The organism is Prosthecobacter gellanilyticus (assembly GCF_007992435.1).
Classification (GTDB): Bacteria; Verrucomicrobiota; Verrucomicrobiia; order Verrucomicrobiales; family Verrucomicrobiaceae; genus Prosthecobacter; species Prosthecobacter gellanilyticus.
Genome location: NZ_BKAG01000031.1, coordinates 43,049 through 62,500 on the forward strand (window position 1 = coordinate 43,049; position 19,452 = coordinate 62,500).

At 59.8% G+C, this 19,452-nt stretch carries 17 protein-coding genes and 1 tRNA gene; 8 read left to right on the top strand and 10 right to left on the bottom strand.

Translation table 11 applies throughout. The annotated features are described in order from the left end of the window. Window positions 1-21 precede the first annotated feature (21 nt). The 7 genes from BGE01nite_RS18970 to BGE01nite_RS19000 form a co-directional block, all read right to left on the bottom strand. A complete protein-coding gene (locus tag BGE01nite_RS18970; RefSeq protein WP_146852551.1) occupies window positions 22-2,052 on the bottom strand; it encodes a serine hydrolase in 2,031 nt (676 codons plus the stop codon). A 15-nt stretch (window positions 2,053-2,067) separates the two neighbouring features. Beyond that, window positions 2,068-2,877 (bottom strand): ThuA domain-containing protein, encoded by an 810-nt coding sequence (locus BGE01nite_RS18975; protein ID WP_146852553.1) that lies wholly within the window; start codon window positions 2,875-2,877, stop codon window positions 2,068-2,070. Window positions 2,878-2,948: 71 nt separating this feature from the next. After that, window positions 2,949-4,151, bottom strand: coding sequence for a sialidase family protein (locus BGE01nite_RS18980; RefSeq protein WP_146852555.1), 1,203 nt, complete (start codon window positions 4,149-4,151; stop codon window positions 2,949-2,951). Between the two features lie 107 nt (window positions 4,152-4,258). After that, window positions 4,259-4,684, bottom strand: coding sequence for a putative immunity protein (locus BGE01nite_RS18985; RefSeq protein ID WP_146852556.1), 426 nt, complete (start codon window positions 4,682-4,684; stop codon window positions 4,259-4,261). A 15-nt stretch (window positions 4,685-4,699) separates the two neighbouring features. Next, a complete protein-coding gene (locus BGE01nite_RS18990; protein WP_146852558.1) occupies window positions 4,700-5,461 on the bottom strand; it encodes an alpha/beta hydrolase family protein in 762 nt (253 codons plus the stop codon). An 84-nt stretch (window positions 5,462-5,545) separates the two neighbouring features. Beyond that, a complete protein-coding gene (locus BGE01nite_RS18995; protein ID WP_146852560.1) occupies window positions 5,546-6,358 on the bottom strand; it encodes an HpcH/HpaI aldolase family protein in 813 nt (270 codons plus the stop codon). Continuing rightward, entirely contained in the window at window positions 6,355-7,503 is a 1,149-nt protein-coding gene (locus tag BGE01nite_RS19000; RefSeq protein WP_170266892.1) for a sialidase family protein, read from the bottom strand. Before BGE01nite_RS19000 ends, BGE01nite_RS18995 begins: the two co-directional genes overlap by 4 nt. Before the next feature lie 128 nt (window positions 7,504-7,631). On the opposite strand from BGE01nite_RS19000, the gene BGE01nite_RS19005 reads away from it, so the two are divergent. Beyond that, entirely contained in the window at window positions 7,632-8,324 is a 693-nt protein-coding gene (locus tag BGE01nite_RS19005; RefSeq protein ID WP_170266893.1) for a rhamnogalacturonan acetylesterase, read from the top strand. 93 nt (window positions 8,325-8,417) lie between these two features. Next, window positions 8,418-9,908: a hypothetical protein gene (locus tag BGE01nite_RS19010; RefSeq protein ID WP_146852566.1), complete on the top strand. Its 1,491-nt coding sequence runs from the start codon at window positions 8,418-8,420 to the stop codon at window positions 9,906-9,908. Window positions 9,909-9,922: 14 nt separating this feature from the next. On the opposite strand, the gene BGE01nite_RS19015 is transcribed toward BGE01nite_RS19010, so the two are convergent. Next, window positions 9,923-11,116 (bottom strand): exo-alpha-sialidase, encoded by a 1,194-nt coding sequence (locus BGE01nite_RS19015; protein WP_146852568.1) that lies wholly within the window; start codon window positions 11,114-11,116, stop codon window positions 9,923-9,925. 2 nt (window positions 11,117-11,118) lie between these two features. Then, on the bottom strand, window positions 11,119-11,862 hold the full coding sequence (locus BGE01nite_RS19020) for an RraA family protein (RefSeq protein ID WP_146852570.1): 744 nt from the start codon (window positions 11,860-11,862) through the stop codon (window positions 11,119-11,121). A gap of 83 nt (window positions 11,863-11,945) precedes the next feature. Here BGE01nite_RS19020 and BGE01nite_RS19025 point away from each other — a divergent pair, with 83 nt between their 5' ends. Further along, window positions 11,946-13,010, top strand: coding sequence for a substrate-binding domain-containing protein (locus BGE01nite_RS19025; RefSeq protein WP_146852572.1), 1,065 nt, complete (start codon window positions 11,946-11,948; stop codon window positions 13,008-13,010). Between the two features lie 11 nt (window positions 13,011-13,021). Here the strand turns inward: BGE01nite_RS19025 and BGE01nite_RS19030 are convergent, their stop codons facing one another. Beyond that, entirely contained in the window at window positions 13,022-14,407 is a 1,386-nt protein-coding gene (locus tag BGE01nite_RS19030) for an AsmA family protein (RefSeq protein ID WP_146852574.1), read from the bottom strand. A 123-nt stretch (window positions 14,408-14,530) separates the two neighbouring features. Here BGE01nite_RS19030 and BGE01nite_RS19035 point away from each other — a divergent pair. From BGE01nite_RS19035 to BGE01nite_RS19055, 5 genes are all read left to right on the top strand, one after another. After that, a tRNA-Pro gene (locus BGE01nite_RS19035) sits at window positions 14,531-14,607 on the top strand. A 105-nt stretch (window positions 14,608-14,712) separates the two neighbouring features. Next, on the top strand, window positions 14,713-15,207 hold the full coding sequence (locus tag BGE01nite_RS19040; RefSeq protein WP_146852576.1) for a type III secretion system chaperone family protein: 495 nt from the start codon (window positions 14,713-14,715) through the stop codon (window positions 15,205-15,207). 17 nt (window positions 15,208-15,224) lie between these two features. After that, window positions 15,225-15,998 (top strand): PH domain-containing protein, encoded by a 774-nt coding sequence (locus BGE01nite_RS19045; RefSeq protein WP_146852578.1) that lies wholly within the window; start codon window positions 15,225-15,227, stop codon window positions 15,996-15,998. Between the two features lie 122 nt (window positions 15,999-16,120). Further along, window positions 16,121-16,678 carry an RNA polymerase sigma factor gene (locus tag BGE01nite_RS19050; protein ID WP_146852580.1) on the top strand — a complete coding sequence of 186 codons (558 nt, stop codon included), beginning with the start codon at window positions 16,121-16,123 and terminating at the stop codon, window positions 16,676-16,678. Between the two features lie 27 nt (window positions 16,679-16,705). Then, entirely contained in the window at window positions 16,706-19,405 is a 2,700-nt protein-coding gene (locus BGE01nite_RS19055; RefSeq protein ID WP_218033037.1) for a YfbK domain-containing protein, read from the top strand. The last annotated feature ends 47 nt before the right edge of the window (window positions 19,406-19,452 follow it).

Genomic DNA, 19,452 nt, shown 5'->3' on the forward strand with positions numbered 1-19,452 from the left:
CTTGAGGAGCGGGCGACATCATCACGGCTGCAGACGGATCGTGCCTTGGCGTACTGAGAAGCAGTCATCGCCGGAGAAAATGAGATGCACCTTTAGCCCGTCTGCGCTCATCCATTTCGCGGGCAGGTGCATCGTCTCGCCTGGTCCCACATCCCACTCATCCGTCTGATAGGCGACCGTCCACGGCCCCCAAGGTTCTGGCGCATCATAGATGGTGAACCCACCGCGATAGCGTGTGTCCTCTCCGCACCCCATCTGGCACCAGAGGTAACGTTTAAGCGCCGGATTGTAGGAGATGCTGGATCGATAGCAGGCACCCGGGTTCTTGAGCAGCGCACCTCGATCGCGAATGTCGGCGGACCACTCGGGCACGCCGCCTTTCCCCAGCCTGGCCAAAAACGCGTAAGCGGATCGGTCTCTCAGCTTTTCCTTCGGCACACGGGCCATGACGAAGCGATCGGCTCGTTCATAGGCACTGTCAGAATCATGCGAGTAAAGGTAGACGAAACCATCCCGGGCACCTGTGTAGTCTTTGCCAAAGGTCACAAAACCCGGGCAGCCAAAGCTCTCGGCAAACTTCCAGTCCGCCCAGGTCCAGGTCACCCCATGATCCGATGACCAGCCGAGTTGCGAGTTCGCCGCATTGCGCACCAGCATGTAGAGCACGCCATCCACACTGAGCATGCCGCTGGCCTTCCGACCATGCTTCCCATCACCAATGGCCTCAGCCGTGCCGGAGCGAAGATTTGTGCCGGTGATCTCTGGCGGCGCTCCTGTGATCTTCACCAGTCCCAGGCTGAGCTTCTTTTCCACGAAAGGTTCGAAGCCCTTTCCATCACCATAGGCTGAATAGAGCGCATCATCGTCTGCCCAGGCCAGCGGCCAGTTGTCACTACCCTTCGCGAGACGAATGATCTTGTCTGCGGGCTCCCAATCAATACCTGCAATGAGCGGACTCGAGGCCACTGTGGACTTAACCCCCACCTTTGCGCTCTTGGAGTTCCTGGCCGCTGCGACAATCGGCAACAAAAAGGGTTTCAAAACTTCATAGTGATCCTCACCCTCCGTGCGTTTCCAAGATTGCCCTGCGCGAGCAACGACCATGTCCAGCGTCGGCATGACCACGATGAGGCTGTCGAAGAGTCCCCAGGTCCAGTAAGTGTCCAGCGGCAGGCCCTCGATCATCTCATCCGCATTGTTCCACCACAGCAGCCCATAGTGCTTCGCGGCATGTCCATAGTGTTCAGGATTGCGCACCTTCAGGCCGGGCACGCCGGGCTGCGCGGTGCGCACCTGATCCACATAATCACGTGGCAGGATCGCCTTGCCATTCCATTCACCACCCCGCAGCCACATCAGACCGAAACGTGCCATCGCATCCATATTCGCACTAAACCCAGAGCCAAACTCACGGCTCTTGATGCCTTCCAGCAGCTCCGGCCGATACGCATGTTTTCGCCAAACCAAATCCGTTTTCAAAATGCCCAGCGGTGTGAAGATGCGTTCAAACATCACCTCATTCAGATCGCGTCGATAGGCCAGTGTCACGCACTCAGCGAGCCAGTTGGGGCCCGAGTCACTGTAACTCCACTCAGTCCCCGGCTTGAAGAGCAGCGGCACATATCCGCCTTTCTTGTCAAAGCCTGCCGTCTGGGAGGCCAGATGCCAGAGAGTGATCTCATCAATCCATCCTGTCTTCGCATTTTCATCCGGCGGCACGCCGAAGGTCGGATGATGCTGCTTCGCCTTGTCGCTGAGCTTCATCTTCCCATCTGCGATGGCGAGTCCCAGCGCCGCTGCCCCGAAGGACTTCGAGGTCGACTTCAAATCATAGCGCTTCTTGAAGTCACCCCACGTCATCACCAGCTTCCCACCCTTGATGATGCAGCCCGAGCCTTCGCCTGTCAGTGCGTGGTCCCGAGCTTCATTCAGCTTCGCTTCATCCAGGCCCGCCTCGGCAGGCGTGGCACGTGCCCACTCAGCATCAGGATATTCCACCGCCTGCAGAGGCTGGGTCAGTAAAAGTGATAGCAGCAGAATCCGTGGGCGCATGCCCAGGGAACGCGGTTACTTGCCTGCTTTTGCAGCCGCTGCGGCCCATTTGATGCCTTCCAGGATGTGCCGGTGCACAAACGGCGTGCTCAGCGAGCGAAGGTCATGCCCGAACTCCGTGTAAAAGAATCGCCCGCCTGTCGCAGGCTCATGCGTCCAGGCGATGGGGTGATCCGCGCCCATGGCCTTGCCACCGCGTGTTTTGAAATAATCACGCACTGGGGTGTAGCTAGTCTCATCCACCCGCATCAGCACCTTGAAGCCAGGCAATCCAGTCACGACACGGTCATGGTTCGTCCAGTCAGCCTCGATCCAAAACTCCGCAGGCTGGTCACCGACGGCGGGGTGATCTTTCGCCGCAGGATCCACGATGACCTTGGCCTTGCTGAAGTCCGAGTCGCTGTTGAAGTCGCAACCGCCGAGTTGATTCAACCAGGGCCAGCCCGTCTGCCGTACCAGCGCTGCATGCAGTCCCACCACACCTTTCTTGCCGCTCGCAAACCAGGCCTCGACTGACTTTCGCTGCTCTTCCGGAATGACCTTGTCGAGCTCGTTGGCGTTGTTCAGCAGGAGCACGTCATACTTCGCCAGCACCTGTGGCATCAGGTCTTTCGGATGCTCCGTGACATCGACCTCGAAGCCGTTTTCATGACCCAGCAGCACCAGCCAGCGATTGATGCCCGGAATATCCGGATGCCGGTAGAAAGCAGTGTCTGAATACACCAGCACCTTGGTGCCAGCACCGGAGGTGGTCGGTGTGGCCGTGTCATGCGCGACCGCCTGACCAAACAGAGAGAGGAGAGCGAGAACGAGAAGCTTCTTCATGAGAGTCGGTAAAACAAAAGGTGTCGGCGTGAATACCACACCGACACCAACGTTCTCCAAAGGCCGTCATTTCACGGCTGCTCCAGCCATTCCAGATTGAAGCGGGCCAGGGTCAGTCCGGCACCGGCAAACCCCGGCTTCGTGCCGCGGCCATAGAAACAGAGGATCGTGCCCTTTTGAGTAACAGCGATATCGCTGTACATGCTCGGCCCAGGCTCGATGGTCTTGCTCACCGGCCAGGTCTGAGCTTCATCGCGGCTGATCTTCACGCTCACGTTCTTGCGTGCGCGACTCTTGCCAGGTTCAGGCGTGCTCTCGCGGCCGCCTTCCAGGTTATGAGGATTGGAGAAGAGGATGAGGCTCCTGCCATCATGGTGGTAACGAACGATGCCGCCCATGCAGATCGGCTCCAGCAGGGCGTCATCAAACTTCGGCGTGCTCCACTTCGTGGCACCGTCTGGACTCGTGGTGATGAGACGGCGATGCGCTTTCGATTCGCTGCGCACGTTCAGCATCACTCGACCGTCATCGAGCTCGATGGCCACGGTTTCATTCGGGTTGATCCATTCGTCCGTGCATGGCACGGCGATCTCCCCCGCCTTCCACGTCTTGCCCTGGTCATCGCTGTAAATGGTCGCCGTCACACTGGGGCGATGCGCATTCCCACCGGTGCCCGTGGAAAGCCACACCGGCACGACGAGACGGCCCGTCTTGGTCTGAATGCTGTGGTTAGGCCCGGTGGCGATCACCTTCCAGTCATAGTCTTTCTTGAAGGCATCGAATGTCGCGGTGATTTCCGTGGGCTTGCTCCAGGTCACGCCATCATCATCACTGCGCTGGTAAAAGGCACGCTCATACTCGAGGCAGAAAAGCATGTGCACCGTACCGTCCTTGTCCGCGATGAGCACCGGATTGTTATAAGTCACGTCGTTCGGATCCACGTTCTTCATCTTCAGCGCGAAGGGGTTTTTCTTCTTCGGGCCGTCCACGTTCGCGATGCTCTTGGGCTCGCTCCAGGTCCTGCCATCGTCCGTGCTGCGGCGCAGCAGGATGCGGATGTCATCCCAGTCGCTCACTCCAGCAGGGCGCTTGCGCGCCTCACACCAGGCCAGCACGCTGCCCTTGGCCGTCACCACCACGCCGGGGATATGGTAGATGTTGTAGGCAGGATCGTCACCCACCTTGAAGAGGTCCTGTTTGTCGATGAATGGCTCAGCAGCGCCGAGCGCACCGCAAAGCGCGGTGAGAAGCAGGGAAAGGGCAGTGTTTTTCATGGTTGGTTAGTCGAAGGAAGATGGTTGGATCAGATCAAGGTCACAGGGAGAACCTACGCGCTCCACCGCGATGTCTTCGATGGTCAATTCTGCTGACCAAAGGCACTTCAATCTACAGATGTGCGCTTGCCCTTCATTTTGGGCGTCAACGCATGCCTGGCTTTGCAAACATACATCGGCACGGCCATCGCATGCGTCGGCACATGCCACACCGCCACGGCTTGACCTGCGGCCCGCGCGGCAAACCGAGCCGCATCCGTTTTGGCCTCACGAGCAGCGGCATGTGCATCAAGTGCCAGTCTCCTCACCTCCACCATGCCCAGCGTGCGCACTCCGTCACCCCATGCCTGGATGGCTTCGATGGCCACTCGCGGCCGATCATCCTCGGGATGCTCTTTCTCGAAGATTGCCAGCACTCTTCCCGCCTCCTGCGCCGCCTTGACCGCGAACAGTCGATGGTATCGCCATCCTGGTTCAGTATCGCGATTGACCTTGGGCTTGCGTTTCGGCTTCGAAGTCGTGCGGTCACTCATGTCGGCATGAATCCGTCACTTTGCTGCACTGTCCAGCACTCCATGCTTGGTGAACCATTCGCGGATGAGCCGGAACACATCCTCCCGCATCGTTTGATCGATGGGATGTCCCTGGTCATCGGCGACGAGCCGGTCATTCGGCACTTTTTGTCGGTCCAGCACTTGTTTGAGCGCTAGCGACTGGTCGGGCCTCACGGTGGTGTCATTCATGCCATGAAGCATAAGAAACGGAGTTCGAATCTTCTCCGCCGTGCTGTTGGAGGGAGCGGCATAGCCTTCACGTGGAGAAAGACCGCTACCGGTGATGGCAGCCGCCTTCAGATCCGTTACCTGCGCGGCAAGACCAATGGTCACAAACGCGCCCATGCTGTGGCCATAAGCGGCGATGCGCTTCGCATCCACCTCCGGCATGCCACGCAGGATCTCGAGGCACACCTGGGCTCGGCGCAGATTCTCCTCACTGGCCCCGGCATTGGCCGGAGCACGGCCGCGACCACCTCCCTCGCCTTGGGCAGCGCGGCCCATGGCCTTGCCGCTGTGCGTGTACTCGGGAGCGATGCAGACGAGCCCCCATTTCACCATCTCGCGGGCCTTCATCATGCCAAAGCTATCCGCACTGCCGCCCATACCATGGCTGATGATCACGGCAGGGAAGGGGCCTTTGCCTTCCGGCTTCAAAAGAATGCCGCTGACCTGCGCTTCACCTTCGCCATGCGTCCAGCTCTCTCCCTGGAGAACAAACGCGGACTTTCCGGCGGCATTCGCCGAAGCAAACATGCCCAGCAAACTGGCGATGATGAAACGTGCGAGGTGTCGGTGAAGACATTCTCGGTCCAACCAACTTTAGCGCCAAAGGTTGCGCTAAATGATGGCGGCGGACGCCGATGTTCCTTCTCCGCTGATGCCAGCCGTCTTCCGGATGGCCTCCAGTTCCAGGCGCAGGTGCTTTTGAAACAGGGAGATGTCTGCGCTGTGAATCAGCATGTTCGCACCGAGATTCAGAAAGCGTGCCTGCTGGGACACATCACCCCAGAAATGAATGCCAGCACCGATTCCAGCGGCGCGTGCCTTGCGGAAGATCGTTTCACAAGCTTCGAGGAATTTTGGATGATCCCATTGCTCCGGCACGCCGAGGCTGCAGGAGAGATCATGCGGGCCGATGAGCACCGCATCCAGACCTGGCACAGCGAGAATGGCATCCAGTTCCTCAATGGCAGGAACGCTTTCGATGTTCACAATCAGCAATCGGTTCGCCGAGCCTGCCTCCATGTAGCTCGCCAGGGCTGGCTCGGGCGCCTTGCCATCCAGCATCCATTGCAGACGCTGGCCTTTGATGGGCCGCAGCTTCACGGCTCCTCGCAGTGCCTGGGCTTGCTCCACGGTTTCCACATAGGGAGCAATCACACCCGCCGCGCCGCCATCCAGCACCATGGTGGCCGCATAGGGATCAGGGGACGGAATGCGCACGATCGGCGGCAGACCAAGCGCGGCATAGGTTTGGCACATCCAGCTCAGCTCCGCGCGATCCAGAGCGATGTGCTCAGTGTCGATGAACACAAAGTCGAGCCCGCAGCCCTTCACCACCTCCGGCCATCGTGGTGATGGTGAGACGATGAGCGTGCCAAAGACATTCCGGCCTTCACGCAGGGCCGTGGCGAGTTCAGCGGCGGTCATGGCTTGATCTTGATTTTGCCAAAGTGGATGTGCGTGCGTGCCTGGTCAGGCGTACCGCTGTCCCACACCGCGCGGTAGTCGCCGGGAGCCACCTCAATGAGCGTGGGGTAGGAGTTTTTGATGCCAGCCTCGTAGAAGGTTTTCTCCGCGCTCCATTCACCACCCTTGGGCTTCACCTTGTAGCGCAGCGAGGAGCGGCCAGCCTTCGCAGGCATGGCAGGACCGTCATTGTAGACATACACGTGCGCGCCAGCCGAGGTGCGGCCGAAGTAACCTTTGGAGCGTGCATTCCAGAGATCGGGCTCCTGCACCGCCGGGCTCCAGGTGCGGCCGCCGTCCTTGCTCACGCTGGAAAAGGCACGTGGAGGATCCAGCGCGGCTTTCTCCTCCCAGTTGGCTGTGCGCATTACCAGCTTGAGTTCGCCGTCATTGTCGCCGGGTGCGAGTCCGCCTTCATGCAGGAAGACCTTGCCTGTCTCCGGCTGCGGGATGATGCCCTCGGCCTTCCACTCCAGCAGGCTGGTGCTGCTGAGGATGAATTGATCCCGTGAGCCGAGCGGATTGGAGCGCAATGTGTTGCGATGCGCGGGCAGCAGATACTTCGGATGACCATTCTCCATGATCGTCTCGATGCCTGCGACGACGATGAGCGGCTGGCTGTAGTGCATGGCCAGCTCCACCGGCGACCATGAGCGCCCACCATCGCCACTGAAAGCGGCGACAAGCTGCGCGTCCTCGCTGTGGCGATAGTTCATCGGGCAGCGCATGGCGAAGCACCACACCACATCCTGACCCGGCGGATGAAAGAGGATCGCATTCGCATAGGCGAACTGCATCGCCCCAAAGCGCTGGTTGTGATCAAACACGCACACGGGATAGCTCCAGGTGTCACCGTCATTGGTGGAGACACTCGCGTAGATATCGCCCATGTCCGTCTTCCCAGGAATGCCCGCGCCATAGGCCACGATGAGCTGCTTCGGCTTCCATTGGGTAATATAGGGCTCCCAGAGCAGCGAGGCACCCGGATGCTGGTCCATGTGACGGACGACGCGGACATCAGTCACGTCACCTTTGTAGTCATCCGCAGCCGGGCTGCAGACTGGGGCAAGGCTCAAGGCCAGGAGAGAAAGGAAGGCACGCTTCATGGTTGGCAGATAACAGGGAGCAAAGACGCGCCGCCGTCTCTCCATGATGCTGGTCATTCCAGATGACCATGGTTGAGGAATGCTGCAAGACCCGGGCTTCGAGATCTGTTCACCGTCATCTCACCACCATGATCCAGCGCATCGCCTTCCTCCTTCTCTTCTTCGTCGCGGCTCTTCAGGCCCAGGAAACCAAAACACGTGTGGCCCTCGCCGGTGACTCCACTGTGACCGACAAGGCTGGCTGGGGCGCTGCCTTTGCCAAGCTGCTTGGTCCGCAGTCTGAGTGCCTGAACTTCGCGGCCGGTGGCCAGAGCACCAAGAGCTTCCGTGAAGGCAAGACCAAGCCCTGGCAGAAGGTGTTGGATTCGAAACCCGCGTTCGTGCTGATCCAATTTGGTCACAATGACATGCCGGGGAAGGGCGAACATCGCGAGACCGATCCCGCCACCACCTATCGCGAGAACCTCATCCGTTACATTGATGAGGCTCGCGCTGTCGGTGCCAAGCCCATCATCGTGACCTCCGTCGTGCGCCGTCTTTTTATCGATGGCAAGATCCGTGGTGAAGTCGGTCCCTGGGCTGAGGCGGCCAAAAAAGTGGGAGAAGACAAGAAGGTGCCCGTCGTGAATCTCTACGAGCGTAGCATGGCCCTTCACAATGAGATGGGGCCTGAGAAATCAGACTCCTTCAATCCGCTCGGCAAGGATGGCAAACCCTCGGACCACACTCATCTCAATGAACAGGGCGCCCAAGTCATCGCGGGCATCATCGCGGAGGAGATTCGCAAGGTGGAGCCTGATCTGGCAAAGTTGCTGAAGTAGTTTCTCGCGACGGATACGCGCTTTCATTTTCTTCTGGGCATGGGTGCGGAAGAAGCGTATGTTATCACGCACAACCTTCGGAGGTCTCCCACCATGACACGCCGCCGTTCCTTCCTCGCGTCGACCACAGGCGTGGGCGCGCTTGCGTTCCTTGGTCGACTTCCATCCGTGTCAGCGGAGGAAGCAAAAATGCCGCCGCATCTCGTGCGTTTTCATCCCGAGATTGAACCCTTGGTTCGTCTGCTGGAGGACACGCCGCGCGAACGTGTTTTGGAAGAGGTGGCGGCACGTGTGCGGAAAGGCTTGAGTTATCGCGAGGTGCTCGCGGCTCTCATGCTCGCGGGTGTGCGCAGCGTGCAGCCTCGTCCCGTCGGTTTTAAGTTTCATGCCGTTTTGGTGGTGAACTCAGCACATCTGGCCAGCCTGGCGTCTCCAGACCGGGAGCGTTGGTTGCCGATATTCTGGGCGATAGACCAGTTCAAATCTTCACAGGCTGCGAATGTGAAGGAGGGGAACTGGCTGATGGGGCCGGTGGATGAGTCCACCGTGCCCCAGAGCCACCGCGCTGAGCAGGCCTTCATTGCGGCCATGGACAACTGGGACGAGGCTGCGGCCGATGCTGCCATCGTCGGCCTCGTGCGCACCACGGGCGCGAACAAACTGTTTGAAATCTTTGCCCGCTATGGTGCCCGCGATTTCCGGGACATCGGACACAAGGCCATCTATGTGGCGAACAGCTTTCGCACCCTGGAGGTCATCGGCTGGCATCATGCGGAGCCTGTGTTGCGTTCGCTCGCTTATGCCTTGCTGGATCGCTCAGGTGCCAAGGAGAATCCGGCCAAAGCGGATCTGCCGGCCGATCGCCCCTTCCGGCAGAATCTCGAGGCGGTGAAGAGGATCCGAGAAGGCTGGCTAGATGGCAAAGCGAACGAAGGCGCCACCAAGGACTGCCTGCAAGCCCTGCGCACCGGCTCCGCTTCAGACCTCAGTGATCTCACCGTGAAAATGCTCAATGATGGTGTGGCACCTCAGTCTGTCTTCGATGCCATGTTTGATGGCGCGGGCGAGATGCTCATGCAGGCTCCGGGCATCGTCTCACTCCATGCCATGACCTTTACCAATGCCATTCACTATGCCTGGCATCATGTGCAGAGTGATGAAACTCGCCGCCTGCTGCTGCTTCAGAATGCGGCCTTCCTTCCTCTCTATAGAGGTGAGCGGCCTGACAAAGGCATCCACATCGATACCCTCGAACCCATGGCGACGCAGGCCAAGGGTGATGAGGCCGTGGCGGAGATCTTTGCCGAGATCGGCAAGGACCGTCTTGTGGCCGCGAAGAAGATGCTGGGCTACCTGAAGGAGCATTCCAACGCAGGCCCCATCGCCGATGCCGCGCGCCGTCTCGTCTTCCTCAAGGGCAACAATTCCCACGACTACAAGTTCAGCTCTGCCGTGCTGGAAGATCACGAGCATCTCAGCCAGCCTTGGCGAGACCGCCTGCTTGCCGCCAGCGTCTTTTACTTCCGAGGATCAGGGGAGAAGGACAACGATCTGGTGCAGCGCATCCATTCGGCGCTTGGTTGAAGCCCGAACTTCATTCACGGCCTGCTCCAAAGAATCTTCGCCAGCAGCACGCGGTTGTTTTCATCTTTGCGGGCTTCGGGAAAGGCCATCTCACTGCTGATCACCCAGGTTTCATCCGCATTCACGTCCACCGGCGCAAAGCCGCCGGTGAGATCCACACCACTCTCAGGCATGAGCACCTGCTCGGTGGCGCGGATGAGGTGCAGCTTCTCGGGATCGACTTGAGCGATGAAGATCGGAGCGCGATTGCGAAACACATGGTCGTTGTTCGCGCCCTTGCGGCTGTAGATGAGATAGAGGCCCTCAGCATGCGTGATCCAGTGCTGCTGGGCATTCGCGCTGAGCAGAGGTTTGCCATCATCAAATTTCCATTCGACGGTGGGCTGGTAGTTCAGTCCATCATCACTGCGCGTGATGTGGCCATTCTCCTCGCCGCGCATGGTGAGGAAGTAGCGGCCTTTGAAAGCGCAGACGGAAGGTTCATACAAACCGCGTGGAATGCTGATGGTATGCTCGCTACCGTGTTCATGGTAGGTCAGCGTCTCGCCATCAAAGGTGCAACGTGTCACGACGGTGGTGTAGGCACGCTTCTTCGGGTCGGCACGATAGCGCACGGGCAGCAGCAGATCGCCATTCGGCAGATCCACGCGCTGATGACAGCCAGCGTTCGGCTCGATGATGGGATTCCCGGCGTGGTCCTTCTCTGGCATGGCCATGATTTTCATGCCCGTCCACTTCTGCGTGTCAGGCGCATACACGGCATAGGCCACACGCTCCTGACTGCTGTCATCCTTGGCCTTGTTGTCATTCGCGTTGGCCAGGAAGCCAAAGCATTTGCCGGTGATGAGCAGCGTCTTGGTCTTGGCGTGCCATTGAGGGCAGATGTCTCCCATGACACGCTCGACTCCGTCTTCATTGCGCTTGCGGAGCAACGCATCGATGCGCTGCGGCTTGCTCCACGTCTTTGCTCCATTTGTGGTCTCGGTCATGTAGATGTCCCGATAACCATGTGAGCCGCGTTTCTCGATCTCCTGGGTGGTCACGATAACTCGTGCCGGATTCCCCGGAATCACGGCAGGCCGCGATTGAGACCAGTGATAGGCACCCTCGCTTGTCAGCACCGTGCTGTTCTTAATGCGGAAGTCCGCGGCGTGAAGCACGCCGCTGAATGAACCGATGATACCAAGGAGGAGAGTGAGCCTTTTCATGATCACCACTCGCCGTCGCGTTTGAACTTGGCCTGCACGTTCTTGCCAAATTGCGCGCCAGCAGCGGCGAGGTTGGCCAGGACCTGATCACTGCTCAAACCAGCACTGCCGCGGGCGGCGGGGATCACGGTCTCGCATTCGTTGCTGTCCATGAAGCGCGAGGCTTCGAGGATGCGCGGCTGCTCCTCCGGCGCGATGACCAGGAAGCCATGCTTGTCCGCATGAATGAGATCACCGGGAGACACTTTGCGGCCAAAGACCTCGATCTCGCAGTTCCAGCGCACCGGATGCACATGGGCGTGACCCACACACAGGCGACGTGCGAGTGCCTTGAAGCCTGCATTCGTCATCTCATCCACATCACGGATGGCGCCATCAATGATGCTGCCCACGCAGCCGAGCGCGCGATGCATGTTGCTGTTCACCTCACCCCAGAAGGCGCCGATGGTGCGCGGCTTGTCCAGATCCTGCACGCAGACGATTTTTGGGCCTGGAATGCTGGCCACATAGCGGCGGTATTCGTTCCAGCCATCAGGATTGGCTTCGCGATGCGCCTTGTTGCTCGGCTCGATGACCACGGTGATGGCATAGCCGACCATCGGTCCCATCTGCGGCATGAAGTCGCGGGTTTCTTCCAGGTTGAAGGCATCGGCTGCGGGATCGCGCTTCGTGATCTGTTCCCAGCCGTTGTAGATGGTGGGAGTGTTCCAGCGCTTGAGTTGAAGGAGTTCGGAGTAGGGGAGCATGGTGGGTGCTAACGAAACGAGGGAAGGGGTGATTTCTCTGTGGTCAAATGGGATGACCAAGGGCAGAATCAGCGCTCCCGACCATGCACGCCGTCCCTCCCAGACCCTCACTGATCACTCATAGTGCCGACTTCCTGCGTGAGGCCTTGATGCGTGGCGAATGGGAGGACTTGCTGCCTTCCGAGCGCACTCTGTGCACACGCCTGCGCATCAGCCGGCCGACTTTGCGCGCGGTGCTGACGCAGCTTGAACGCGAGAAGGTCATCAGTCCTGTGGAGAACAAAAAGCGTCGCATCCTCGCGGCAGCATCCACGGAGAAGCCAGTGGCATCATCCCGACTCATCGCATTGCTCACACCGGTGCCTGCGCAGTTGATGCCACCCTTCGTGCTGTTCTGGGTGGATGCACTGCGCGAGCTTCTGGCGGAGGCCGGGTATCAGCTGGAGGTGCATGCCAGCGCGCATTGCTTCACCGCAAAGCCTGCAGGAGGTCTGAAAAAACTGACCCAGCGTGTGCAGGCCGCCGCGTGGGTGATGTTTCGTTCCACACCTGTGATGCAACATTGGTTCGCGGAACAAGGCGTTCCAGTGATCGTGGCTGGATCTTGCGCAGAAGATCTGGATGTGGCTTCGGTGGACATTGATTACCGGGCCACCTGCCGCCATGCTGCGGGGATGCTGAAGCAGAAGGGGCATCAGCGCATCGCCCTGCTGCTGCCGGACTCGTCCCACGGCGGCGATTCAGAAAGCGAGCATGGTTTTCACGAAGCTTTATCAGGCACAACTGCGACGCCCTTTGTGCTGCGGCATCATGAGGGAACTTCTCAACTCATCGACTGCCTGGACGAGGCTCTGCGCCGCAAGCCGGCGCCCACCGCCTTCCTCGTGGCACGTTCCATTCACACTCTCACCGTCATCACGCATCTGCTGCGCATGGGGCATCGTCTGCCGCGCGACTTCGCCGTGGTGTCACGGGATGATGATGCCTTTCTTGATCACGTCGTGCCACGCATCACACGTTATGCGGCGGATCCGGCCAAGTTCGCCAAGCGTCTCTCCAAGCTCGTTCTCGAGCTGGCCCAGACGGGCCGCACCAGCACGAAGCCCGTGCGCCTCATGCCGGACCTGAAGCGCGGTGAGACGGTGTGACCGACTCTGACTCAGAGCTTTTTGAAGATCCCCTGCAGCACGTCATTGAGCCCTTCACCACGCATCAGGTTCTTGAGGAGGCGGTCGAGCTTCGGTTTGATCTCAGGATCTGAGAGCTTGCCCTCGGACTCAATGTCAAAGGTCATGCGCCCGTGTTCATCCGCCAGTGCTTTGGCCAGGCCGCGTGTGATGGAGTCGCCCAGTTTGGCCTTGGAAACGCCCTGCTGGAGCCGGGCCTGCAGTTCGGGTCCGCAGGAGAGCCGGAAATCGATGTTATGCTTGTCGATCGCGGCATTGGCATAGGACTTCTTTTCGAGCGCCACCTCATACTCGGGAAAGACGAACCGTGTGTCACTGCCGAGAATGAACGTGTTGCTGGAGAATGTCCCGTTCACGATGGCAGGCTCCATCAGCGGCCCGCCGACGACTACCGGTGAAAGGTCGATGCCGTATTCGAGCAGCTTCTTCATCTCCTTGCCTGCGGCATCTCCCATGGTGATGTGACCCGCGATGACAGAGCCCTTGTCCAGGCTCAGCTTCAGCACGGAGTAAGGCTTCCACTCGCCCGTGGTCGGATTGATGGGGGTGATGGTGCTGTCACCGCTGAGCTTGAGATCCGCCAGCTGCGCCGGGCGCTTCACCCCGCCGATGCGGGCCTGGCCGTTGATCGTGATGTGGCTGCTGAGCTTGGCGGTGATGCGGTTGTGATTCGTCAGGTCTGTCGGGTCAATGTCGAAGCCGGAGATATTGAAGTTCAGATCCTGGATCTGCACCGTGGTATGGGAGGAGCTCTGGATGGTGAGGCTGCCGTTTTCGATGCTGGCATTGCTGACGGCGAAGGCCAGCCCGTCCTTCGTGCGGACGATCTCCTCGTCCGGCGTCTCTGCCGCAGTGACCGGCTGCAGCTCTGTGTTCGCAACGGCGGGAGGAGTCGGCACTTCATCCTTTGAGCGTGGCTTTTTAAAGAGGGACTCCAGGGAGCTCTTCCCCTGCTCATCCTGACCCTCCATGACCACCGGGGAGATGATGCGGAACTGCTCGATGAAGAGCCGACGGTTCATCAGGTCATCCAGTTTCACCTCCAGGACGACTTCCGGAATGGTGATGGGGGCCGCTGCGGTGGCCATGGGGGCACGCTCGGCCAGGGGTTTGCCTTCCTCCCCGTCACGCGGGCCGATTTTCACGCCGTGGAAGCTCAGTCGCGCGGGTTTGGAGAAAAGGCTGAGCTTCGTATCATCCACGTGGACACGGCAGTTCGTGTTCTTTTCCACCAGGGAGACCCAGAAATCCGGCCCCATCTGGCGCAGAACCCACCAGGACAGTCCGCCGAGAGCCACGGAGCCCAGCAGGCCGAGCATAAAGAGGATGATCAAGGCGGTGCGGAGAGGCTTTTTCATGGGGTACAGGCTAGGCTTGAGAAAGAAAATGGCAAGAGCTGCAAGATCATGTGCCTTTCTCCTTGCGCTCTTCTCAATCTAACCCACTATGCGCGCCCGCTTCCAACTTTGGATGCCGGTTTTCGGGACGTAGCTCAGCCTGGTAGAGCGCTTGCTTTGGGAGCAAGAAGTCGTGAGTTCGAATCTCGCCGTCCCGACCACTCTCAGAGAGAGTGGTGAAAATAGCAGGGCCGCGAGCCCAGCTTGTATTTGCCTTCTGGCCTCTCCGCTCCGTATCTTGGCGGATCACTGCTCAGACGTCATTCATGCCCTCCGCTCTCTATAACGCCACCCTCTCTACTTTTAAGGCTCAAGGCTGGACCTACCGCCCTGTGGCAGGCATTGAGGTTCTGGAGGCGGATTTCGAGGCCCATCACACGAAGGTGCCGCTGCACGTGCAGATCCATGGGGAGTCAGGTATCGCCAGCGTGGTCTCACGCTGCACCCTCCAGGTGCCAAACACCCATCGTCTCCAGGTCAGCGAGCTGCTCATGCGGACGAACAAGGAGCTGAACATCGGCAACTTTGAGCTCGATTGGGACAGCGGTGTGGTGATGTTTCGCGTGACGAATATTTTTGCCGCCGGCCCTTATGAGGAGCGTGTGATCGCGAGTCTTGTGCATACCTCCATCGGCGAGATGGACCGCCTCACCCCCTTTCTCGGGGAGATTTGCAAGACGCCGAAGGGCGAGCTGCTCTTTCTCAAGGTGTCAGACCTGATGAAGCGGGAGGATCTGCTGCCGCCCGCGCCTGAGAGCTAGACCGCCCTCCAGTTTGTATGCGCTACCTCCTGCATAATCATCCGGCCTTTCCCGGTTTGCTGTCGAAGGAGGATCTTTACTCTCTGGTGGAGCGCGGCTCCCTCGGACGCGGAGACTTGTGCACAGACGTGCAAACGGGACGTGACCACACCGTGGGAGATGCCATCAGCGGCATGCGGCCGCCTCATGCGAAGGCCCCCGCACGCATTGACCGGCCTGCTTATCAGGAGTTTCGCGCGGATGATCCCTTTGACGCTGACGAGCCTCTTTCTGAGGAGGATGAGGCTGAAACGGAAGATGGAGAGCAGGAAGAGGAAGAAGAGCCTGCCGAGCCTGAGCTGCAGTTCACGGAGAGCGGGGAGCGGCTTTACTATTCATCCCACCCGGCCTGGCTCAAATACTGGCGGGCGCTGTTCCTCATGCTGCTCTTCTTCACCGCAGCCGGCCTGCTTTTCAGCATGGAGGAGGGGTATGCGCTCGTCTGCGGCCTGGCTGGCATCGCTACTTTCATCTGCGTCACCATCGCGCGCAGCTCTCATGACTACATCGTCACGGAGGAGCGTGTGGAGTACGTCTGGGGCATCTTTGGGCGCAGTTCAAAAGAGGTCCGCGTCTGTGATATCCGCAGCCTGGATGTCTGGGAAAGAGGCCTGAAAGGCTGGCTCGGCCTGGGCACGCTGGACGTCTCCTCCGCCGGCAATGCGGACGTGGAAGTCCGCTTCCGTGACATCCGCCGCGCCCATGAGGTGAAGCAGATCATCCGCCAGCTCCAGCGTGGCGATGAAGAATAGAGAGCCGTTGACGGTAGTTTACCAAACCAGCCAGCCGCTGCCCACAACGGTAAACCATCGTCAACAACGGTAAACCACAGTAAACTTCCGGGAGGCCCCAAGAAACCGCGCGCCCCTTCGTCATGCCTTCTGAACCCGCCCCCATGCACGACGCCGAGCACACCTTCCTCCTCGCCGCCCTGGAGCGCTATGAGCGACCGCTGATCCGCTACGCCCATAGCTTCACCAGCGACATCGAAGAAGCCCGCGACGTGGTGCAGGACGTGTTCATCAAGCTCAGTCAGAACGCTTCGTCCGTCGATCCGTCGCGTCTCGCCGCCTGGCTCTTCACCGTGTGCAAGAACCGCGCGCTCGACCACCAGCGCAAACACTCACGCCTCATCGTCATGGAAACAGAATCCTTTGACCTGGAAGTCTCTCCCTCTCCCCGCCCGGGAGATGAGCTGGAGTCTCGCGAGACCGCGGCCACCCTGCGCGGCCTGATTGAAAAGCTCCCCACCCGCCAGCGTGAGGCCGTCACGCTGAAGTTCATGTCCGGCCTGGACTACAAAGAGATCAGCCAGGTCATGAAGACCAGCATCGGCAATGTTGGTTATCTCATTCATCACGGCGTGCAGGCCCTGCGCACCCAGTGGCAGACGCTCGAGGCCGAGCCTCAAAGCACCGCCTGTGCCCATTGAACCGCCACCTTTTTCCACTTTCCGCTTATGAAATCAGAAAACCTCACCGCCTGGGCGCTGAATGAACTCAGTGCCGATGAGCAGGCGAAGCTCGAGGCCGAGCTCCAGGCTGATCCTGCCGCGCAGGAGGCCGCCAAGTCTAACAAGGAGTTTTGTGGGTTCCTCAGCCGTGAGCTGCGGGATGACTCCATGGCCCTCACGCCAGAGCAGCGCGCGCTTTTGATCAAGGCACCGGCTCCCAAAGTGTTGAGTGCCGCCTCAGCGTTCGAACCGAGGCCGCTCCGCTGGTGGCAGCGGCCTGCCATCCCCATGACTGCTGCGGCGGGCATTGTGGTGGGCGGCCTGCTGACGACTCTCTACATGCTGCCGATGATGGAGAAACGAGCGCAAGACGCTGTGGCGGCCGCGAACAAACAAAGCTCCCGGGAAGTGCGTGTGGCGATGGAGCCGTCAAAGCCCGTCAAGACCGGCAAGGGCATCCCGGCCAATGTCGGCCTGCCTCCATCGAGCGTGGCGTCGGCTGACAAGGACAAAAAGATTGAGGCCCTGCTGGCCGCGGCGGGCAAGGCCCGGCTTGGAAACCTGGGCACCGGTGATGAGGCCCCGCCGCTGCCGATCAGGACGGATCTCGACAAGCAGATCCTTGATCCCAACGGGCCTCATAATCCTCTCCTGGGGCCGCCTTCCATCGCCCAGCAGATTGCCAGCCTGAATGCGGCCGATGCTCCGGACAATCTTTTGGGTGGCCGCTTTTCGTGGCTGAAGAACGGGCAGACTGGCGACTTTGACTACAGCGAACTCGATGTGTCCGCCAACCTCACCTATGGCCAGGGCTTCGCCAAATTCCAGGAGGCTGCTGCTATCACGGGTGCGGATGAACTGGGCTCTGTGTCGGTGGGTAGTGTTGGCAGTCCAGTTCCCGCCTCACCCCCAGTCGCGCTGATCGCTGGCAACGGAAACGTGATGCAGTCTGGAGCAACTGCCGGCGTTGCGGGTCGGGGCGACACTTCCGTGGGTGCAGTCAATACCTACAGCGGCCGCACCACGACGGTGTCGACCTCGACGCCAGGCCTCGCATTGGCGGGCTCGGGTCAATTTCAAACCGTGGGTGGTGTGACCAACAGCGGTGCCGGTTCGATGGTCCTGAACGGAGGCAACACCTACACGGGCGGCAACGTCGTGGTATCCGGGGGGATGGTCGTTTCAAATCCCGTGCCTGCTGCGGCTGCGGCTGGTTTCGTTAGTTTGGATGGGGATCACTCAGCGCGCCGTCTGGAGAAGACGGAGGACTACAAGACGATCGTCGAGAACCCGCTCACCAGCGTTGCGCGTGAGCCTCTCTCCACCTTCTCCACGGATGTGGACACCGCCTCGTATGCAAATGTCCGCCGTTTCCTGAATCAAAACACCAAGCCGCCACGCGATGCAGTGCGCATTGAAGAACTGATCAACTACTTTCCGAGCAGCGAGCCCGCGCCTGCGGCCGATGCCAAGCAGCCCTTCGCCGTCATGGTGGAGATGGCCGCCTGCCCCTGGCAGCCTCAGCATCGCCTCACCCGCATCAACCTGAAGGGCCGTGACATTCCTGTCGGTGACAAGCCCAGCAATCTGGTCTTCCTCGTGGATGTCTCCGGCTCCATGGATCACCCCGAGAAGCTTCCCCTCGTTCAGCGCAGCCTGCGCATGCTGACCGAGCGCCTCGGTGAAAATGATCACGTGGCCATGGTGACCTATGCTGGTGGCACACGGGTGGTTTTGCCCTCCACGAATGGCGTGAAGAAGGCGGACATCATCGCCGCCATTGATGAGCTGAAGGCTGGCGGCAGCACGCATGGCAGCGCTGGCATCCAGCTGGCCTATGAGCAGGCCGTGAGCGGCTTTATCAAGGGCGGCGTGAACCGTGTCATTCTTTGCACGGATGGTGATTTCAATGTCGGCATCAGTGATCCGAAGGAGCTCGAAGGCTTCATCACAAAGAAGGCCCGCAGCGGCGTCTTCCTCAGCGTGCTAGGCTTTGGCACGGGCAATCTGAAGGACCGCACCATGCAGACCCTGGCGGACAAAGGAAATGGCAACCACGCCTACATCGATAGTGTCAGCGAAGCGCGTAAAGTTCTCGTGGAGCAGATGCAGGGCACGCTGGTGACCATCGCCAAAGACGTGAAGATCCAGGTCGAGTTTAATCCCGCCGTCGTGCGTGAATATCGCCTCATCGGTTATGAGAAGCGCCTGCTGGCCAAGGAAGACTTCAACGATGACACGAAGGATGCGGGTGAGATCGGTGCCGGTCACAGCGTCACGGCCCTGTATGAGCTCGTGCCTGCGAACCTGCCTCCAGGCACCGCCCCGGCTCCGTTGGTCGACAAGCTCAAATACCAGACGGACTCCGTGCAGCTCGCCGCGCCAGCTCCGGTCAAAACACTCAACCCGGCCTCTAATGAAGCCCTGACCGTGAAGCTGCGCTACAAGGAGCCTGAAGGCACCACCAGCAAGCTCATCGAGGTGCCGGTGAATGATGACGCGCGTGCTTTGGAGAAGGCCAGCGCTGAGTTCAAGTTCACCGCTGCGGTGGCGGGGTTCGGAATGCTGATGCGTGAGTCCAGCTACACGGGCGCGTTGACCTGGGACATCGTTCGCACCCTCGCTCGTGAAGGGAAGGGGAGTGATGCGCTGGGCTATCGCGGTGAGTTCCTCCAGCTCATCGAGAAAGCAGCTTCCGGAAAGTAATGTGATGAGATGTGATGCAGTCTGATCTTATCATCATCTGACCACAC